The organism is Microbacterium sp. (assembly GCF_026393345.1).
In the GTDB taxonomy this organism is placed as follows: Bacteria; Actinomycetota; Actinomycetes; order Actinomycetales; family Microbacteriaceae; genus Microbacterium.
In genome coordinates this window covers 1-6,366 of the sequence record NZ_JAPLAI010000071.1, presented here as the reverse complement: position 1 = coordinate 6,366, position 6,366 = coordinate 1, and the positions used below count along the sequence as shown (strand labels likewise).

Here is a 6,366-nt window from a genome sequence, read left to right as displayed (position 1 = left end):
CCCTCGAAGACCTGCAGGCAGGGACCGGGTCGGCCACCATCGACGGGGTCCCCGCCCCGGTCAGCATCCCCACCGCCCGGTGGATGGCAGCGGACGCGCAGATCATCCCCTGCGTCCTCGGCGGGAACAGCGACATCCTCGACTGGGGCAGAGCGAAACGCCTCTTCACCCCCGCCCAGAAACTCGCCCTCACCGAACGCGACGGCGGCTGCGCCAACGGCGGCGCCCCACCCGGCATGACCGTCGTCCACCACCTCCGCTGGTGGCACCGAGACACCGGACCCACCGACCTGAACAACGGCATCCTGCTCTGCACCACCTGCCACCACCGCATCCACGACGACGGCTGGGACATCCACATCGACGGCACCGGCACCAACGCCACCGTCTGGTTCATCCCCCCACCCTGGCTCGACCCCACCCAAACCCCACGCCCCGGCGGCCGACACCGCTTCGACCTCACCGCCTGACCCTCAGAGCCCAGCAGCACGGCAGCACGGCAGCACGGCAGCACGGCAGCAGGTCGGCGCAGCGGCGCAGCTCCGATTCGCCTGGACAAACGGAACGGGCCGGGAGGATCTGCATCCTTCCGGCCCGTTGGCGGTTCCGCTGACGCCTTACGGCGCGAGGCGGGTCGGGCCGCGGAAGAGGTAGGTGACCTCGCGGATCGAGGATTCGCCGAGCAGCAGCATGAGCACCCGCGCGAGGCCCATGCCGAACCCGCCGTGCGGCGGAGCGCCGAAGCGGAAGAAGTCGAAGTAGAAGTCCAGGTGCTCGGGGTCGAGACCCTTCTCCTTGGCCTGCTCGATCAGGATGTCGACGCGGTGCTCGCGCTGCGCGCCGGTGGTGATCTCCACGCCCTTGAAGAGCAGGTCGTACGACTTGGTGAGCCCGGTCTCCGCGTCACGCATGTGGTAGAACGCGCGGATCTCCGGGTGGTAGTCCGTGATGAAGACGAACTGGTGACCGTAGGTCTCCTCGACGTAGGCGGAGATCTGGCGCTCGCCCTCGGGGTCCAGGTCACCGTCGGTGCGGGGGATGTCGTAGCCGCGAGCCTTGACGATCTCGCGCGCCTCGGCGAGCGGGATGCGCGGGAACGGGACAGCCGGCACCTGCACCTCGAGGCCGAACAGCTCCTCGATCTCGGCGCCGTGCTTGTCCTTGACCGCCTGGAAGGCGAACTGGATGAGCTCCTCCTGCATCCGGGCGACGTCCTCGTGGGAGTCGATCCAGCTGATCTCCGCGTCGATCGAGGTGAACTCGGTCGCGTGGCGGCTGGTGAAGGAGGGGTCGGCGCGGAAGGCGGGTGCGATCTCGAAGATCTTGCCGAAGCCGGCGACCTGGGCCATCTGCTTGAAGAACTGCGGGCTCTGCGCGAGGTAGGCGGTCTTGTCCTCGAAGTAGTCGAGCGAGAACAGCTCCGCGTTCGACTCCGACGGCGAGGCCATCAGCTTCGGGGAGTGGACCTCGATGTAGTCGCGCTCCACCCAGTACGTGCGCATCGCGTGCTCGAGCGTCGTCTGCACGCGGAAGATGAGGTTGTTGCGACGCTGGCGCAGGTCGAGGAAACGCCAGTCCATCCGCTTGTCGACACTGGAATCGGCGGCGATGGGGGTCTCCGGGTTCGCGGCCGCGGCGATGTCGAGCGCGTGGATCTTCACCTCGACGCCGCCGAGCTTCACCCGCTCGTCGTGCTTGAGCTCACCGGTGACGGTGAGGAACGTGCCGTTCGCGAGGCCCGAGATCGTCTCGGTGAGGGCGAGCGCGGCGGATGCGGCGTCATCCGCGTCCTCGGGCAGCTCGCGCGTGGCCGGGTTCACCAGCTGTACGGCGCCGGTCTCGTCACGGAGGATGACGAACTGCACTTTCTTCTGGTCGCGGACCGTTTCCACCCACCCCGAGACCGAGACGGTGCCGTCGGGAAGGGACAGAAGCTGGTTGACCAAGACGCGTTCGCTCACGAGAGTCCAGTCTACGTGTGCGCCCGCGCGGGGAGTACGGCCGCCCCGGCCCTACGATGGCGGCGTGAGCGAACCTCGTCCCGACGCCGAACCCGACGTGTACACGATGCCGCCGACCGCGTACCGCGTCGGGGATGCGGAGGCGGATGCGGGCTCCCCGCCCGCCGCGCCGCCGTCCGCGCCGCCCGGGACGCCGGCACCCACGCCGGCCCCCACGGCCGCCGCCCCGGCCCCCACGGCAACCGAGCCGTCGCCACGCGGCCACCGCGGGTGGGACATCGTGCTGAGCGTGGTGCTGCTTGTCGTCGGTGCCGCTGCGGCCGGGCTCGCGTCCGTGCTGGCCCTGTTCCTCGCGTTCGCCTCCGACTCCTGCGGCTCCGGCACCTGCGACTACGACCAGATGAACGTCGGATTCTGGGTTGCCCTGGTTGCACCCTGGGGTGTGTGGCTCCTCGGCGTCGTCGCGACGATCGTGCTGCTCGTGCGCCGACGGCTCGGCTTCTGGGTGCCGCTGGTCGGCATCGCGCTCGGCGCGGTTGCCTGGGTCGTCGGTGCGTGGCTCGTGGGCTCCGCCATCGGTTGACGCCGCATCCAGCCGACGCTCAGCGTCCTCATATCCCACAGACACGTCAAATCAACGGGTGCCCGCCGACCGCCTTCATCTCGTGCGCCACGGGGAGGTCCACAACCCCACCCGCGTGCTGTACGGCCGGCTTCCGGAGTTCTCGCTCAGCGCGGCGGGACGAGAGATGGCCGGGCAGGCCGCCGGCTACGTCCACCGCCTGACCCGGCCGGTCACGGCGCTGGTCTGCTCACCGCTGCAGCGCACCCGCGAATCGGCCGAGCCGTTCACCGAGCTGTTCGGCATCGAACCGGTGATCGACGACCGCGTGATCGAACCCACCAACGTCTTCGAGGGTCAGCGCATGTCGCGTGCACTGCGCAATCCCGCGAACTGGCACTACCTCCGCCGCCCCGAGATTCCCAGCTGGGGCGAGCCGTACCTCCAGGTCGTCGCCCGGATGCAGGCCGCCATGGCCGACGCGTGGAACTCCGTCCCGTCGGGGGACGTCGTCATCGTGAGCCACCAGTTGCCCATCTGGGTCACGCACCTCGCCATCGCCGGCGAGCCGCTGCGCCACGACCCGCGTCGCCGGCGCTGCACGCTCTCCAGCGTCACGAGCTTCGGTGGCGGCCCCGGCGACTGGCACGAAGTGGGCTATGCGGAACCGGCGAGCACCGCCGGATCCGTGGATGTGGGGGCGGTATGACTCGTCGATTCGCTCGCCGCGCCGCATCCGTCGCGCTCGCCCTCACCCTCGCTGCCGGCCTCGCCGCGTGCAGCAACGACCCGCTCGCCGACCAGTACCTGGAGGGCTCGAACAAGGGCTTCATCGCCGGCGACTCGCGGGTGCTGGAGACCGCACCGGACGACCGCGGTGACCCCATCGTCTTCGATGGCGTCACCGAGACCGGCGCCGCGGTGTCGAGCGCCGACTATGCCGGCCAGGTGCTCGTCGTGAACTTCTGGTACGCCGCGTGCGGCCCGTGCCGGGCGGAAGCGCCCGACCTGGTGGAGGTCGTCGACGACCTCGAGGGACAGAACGCCTCATTCCTCGGCATCAACATCTACGACCAGCCCGCGACCGCCGCGTCCTTCATGACGACCTACGGCCTCACCTACCCGAGCGTCATCGCGGTCGACGACGGCGACGTCACTCTCGCCTTCGCGGATGCGGTGCCGCTGACCGCCGTCCCGGTGACCCTCGTGCTCGACACCCAGGGCCGCGTCGCCTCCCGCATCATCGGGCAGCTGCCCGACGCCTCCATCCTCACGACCCTCGTCCGCGACACCATCGCGGAGACCTCGTGACCGGGGTCGTCGAAGGCGGCGCGCTCTGGTTCGCGATCCCTATCGCGATCGCGGCCGGCCTCGTGTCGTTCCTCTCACCCTGCGTGCTGCCCCTCGTCCCGGGCTATCTCGGCTTCCTCGGCGGCGCCGTCGCCCCGCGGGGCGGTGGGGCGGCGGGCCGCGGCCGGCTCCTCGGCGGAGTGCTGCTGTTCATCGCCGGGTTCACCGTCGTGTTCATGGCGATGAACATCCTCGGCGGCGCGTTCGGCGGGTTCCTGTTCGTCTACAAGGACGTCATCACCCGGATCATGGGTGTCGTCATCATCCTGCTCGGCCTTGTCTTCATCGGGCTGTTCGGGTTCGCGCAGCGGACGCTCAAGCCGGCCGTCAAGGGCAACCTCGGTCTCGTCGGTGCGCCGCTCTTGGGCCTCGCCATGGGGCTCGGCTGGGCCCCATGCATCGGCCCGACCCTCGCGGTCATCCTCGGGATGTCCTTCGACCAGGCCTCGGCCGGCCGCGGCGCAGTCCTCGGCCTCGCCTACTCGCTGGGGCTTGGCATCCCGTTCGTCCTCATCACGCTCGGCTTCGGCTGGGCGTCCCGGTCGATCACGTTCGTGCGCCGGCACATCCGGGCCGTCAACATCATCGGTGGCGTGCTGCTCATCGCGCTGGGGCTGCTCATGGTGACGGGGCTGTGGAACGTGCTCATGTCCAACCTGCAGGGGGTGATCGCCGGTGTCACACCTGCGCTCTGACACGCCGGCGGAGGCCGATCCGCTCCGCCCGTCCGATCACGTCGACGGTGACGGGGCCGGTGCGTCCGATGACGGCGTCACGTCGCCCCGGCTCGGCTTCATCGGCTGGGTGCGGTGGGGCTGGCGACAGCTCACGAGCATGCGGACGGCCCTCGTGCTCCTTCTTCTTCTCGCGATCGCCGCGGTGCCGGGCTCGATCTTCCCGCAGCGCACCGCCGACCCCAACGGCGTCACCCAGTTCAAGGCGGAGAACCCCGATCTGTTCCCGATCCTCGACGGGATGCAGCTGTTCGACGTCTACGCATCCGCGTGGTTCTCGGCGATCTACATCCTGCTGTTCATCTCGCTCATCGGCTGCGTGATCCCTCGCACCCAGCACCACTGGAAGGCCCTCCGCACCCGCCCGCCGCGGACGCCCGCTCGTCTGTCGCGGCTCGAGCATCACTCGGCCGTGACGGTGCCCCTGGCGCCGGGGACGGATGCGGACGCGGCCGCCGAGACCGCCATCGCGGCGGCGCAGAAGCAGCTGCGATCCTCCGGCTACCGCGTCGAGCGGTACGACGGCACGGGTACGCGGTCGGTCTCCGCCGAACGCGGCTACCTCCGGGAGACCGGGAACCTGCTGTTCCACATCTCGCTGGTCGGCGTGCTGCTCGCGGTCGGCATCGGCGGTGCCTACACGTACACCGGTCAGCGCGCGATCATCGAGGGCACGTCCTTCACGAACGCACTCACGTTCTACTCCTCGTTCAACCCGGGGCGTCTCGTCGACGGCGACACGCTGACGCCGTACTCGGTGAACCTCGAGAAGTTCGACGTCTCCTACGTGCCCTACGGCGAGGTCGGGTCGGGTCAGGCCGGCGACTTCGTCGCGCACGTCGCCACCACCCGTCCCGGGGAGGATGCCGTCGACGGCGAGGTGCGCGTCAACCACCCGCTCGACGTCGGCGCCGACCGCATCTACCTCATGGGCAACGGCTACGCCCCGACCATCACCGTGCGCGACCCCGACGGCACGGTGGTCTTCCACGACTCCGTCGCCTTCCTGCCGCAGACCGCGAACATGACCTCGCTCGGCGTCGTCAAGGTCACCGATGGTCTCGCCGACCAGCTGGGCCTCATCGGATTCTTCTACCCGACGATGGCGGAGCTGAAGACCGGTGCGCTGACGTCCATCTATCCCGACCTCGTCGTGCCGATGCTGACGCTGAACGTGTACGCGGGCGACCTCGGCATCGATGACGGCACCGCGCGCTCGGTCTACACGCTCGATCCCACCGGCATGGAGCAGCTGACCGGCGGCGAGACCGGCGTCGACTCCATCCAGCTGATGCCGGGGGAGACGACCGACCTGCCGAACGGACTCGGCACCGTCACGTTCGAGGACGCCACCCCGGCGGATGCAGACGCGAACGCCGCCGACGGTGACTATTCGCAGTCGGTGAAGCGGTACGTATCGCTCTCGATCCACCACGATGTCGCGGCGCCCTTCGTGCTGCTGTTCGCGGTGCTCGCCCTCGCCGGGCTGCTGCTGGCACTGTTCGTGCCGCGCCGCCGGATGTGGGTCAAGGTCGCCGCCCGCGACGGCAAGCTCCGCATCGAGTACGCGGGCCTTGCCCGCGGCGAGGATCCGACCCTCGCTGCGGCCCTCGCCCAGCTCACCGAGCGGCACGCGCAGGCCCTGCGCGCCGAGCCGGATGTCTTCCTCTCCGCATCCGCGCCGAGTGCTCCCGCCGAGGCCGCCCCCGCGTCCAGCGATTCCACGCCCGGAGCCCCCGCATCCCCCACCCCCGGTCGT

The 6,366-nt window shown here is 69.8% G+C and carries 7 protein-coding genes; 6 read left to right on the top strand and 1 reads right to left on the bottom strand.

The window, feature by feature from the left end:
• Positions 1-470, top strand: a 470-nt coding sequence (locus tag NT132_RS14145) for an HNH endonuclease signature motif containing protein (RefSeq protein WP_297790162.1), incomplete at its 5' end; no start/stop codon positions are given.
• 147 nt (positions 471-617) lie between these two features.
• On the opposite strand, the gene aspS is transcribed toward NT132_RS14145, so the two are convergent.
• Complete coding sequence (aspS, locus tag NT132_RS14140) at positions 618-1,961, bottom strand: aspartate--tRNA(Asn) ligase (protein ID WP_297790160.1); 1,344 nt, start codon at positions 1,959-1,961, stop codon at positions 618-620.
• Positions 1,962-2,025: 64 nt separating this feature from the next.
• Here aspS and NT132_RS14135 point away from each other — a divergent pair, with 64 nt between their 5' ends.
• The 5 genes from NT132_RS14135 to NT132_RS14115 all read left to right on the top strand — a co-directional run.
• Complete coding sequence (locus NT132_RS14135; protein WP_297790158.1) at positions 2,026-2,544, top strand: DUF6264 family protein; 519 nt, start codon at positions 2,026-2,028, stop codon at positions 2,542-2,544.
• A 58-nt stretch (positions 2,545-2,602) separates the two neighbouring features.
• Positions 2,603-3,232 carry a histidine phosphatase family protein gene (locus NT132_RS14130; RefSeq protein WP_297790156.1) on the top strand — a complete coding sequence of 210 codons (630 nt, stop codon included), beginning with the start codon at positions 2,603-2,605 and terminating at the stop codon, positions 3,230-3,232.
• The gene (locus NT132_RS14125) at positions 3,229-3,834 is read left to right on the top strand and encodes a TlpA disulfide reductase family protein (RefSeq protein ID WP_297790154.1); all 606 of its coding nucleotides are present in this window, start codon (positions 3,229-3,231) and stop codon (positions 3,832-3,834) included. The genes NT132_RS14130 and NT132_RS14125 overlap by 4 nt, the downstream gene beginning before the upstream one ends.
• Positions 3,831-4,568 (top strand): cytochrome c biogenesis protein CcdA, encoded by a 738-nt coding sequence (locus NT132_RS14120; protein WP_297790152.1) that lies wholly within the window; start codon positions 3,831-3,833, stop codon positions 4,566-4,568. The genes NT132_RS14125 and NT132_RS14120 overlap by 4 nt, the downstream gene beginning before the upstream one ends.
• The coding region (locus NT132_RS14115; protein WP_297790150.1) for a cytochrome c biogenesis protein ResB at positions 4,549-6,366 on the top strand (1,818 nt) is incomplete at its 3' end. The genes NT132_RS14120 and NT132_RS14115, both read left to right, overlap by 20 nt.

What these genes read in the sequence shown, in the direction of transcription:
- NT132_RS14125 (WP_297790154.1), top strand. Translation starts at nt 3,229, where the DNA reads ATGACTCGTCGATTCGCTCGCCGCGCCGCATCCGTCGCGCTCGCCCTC.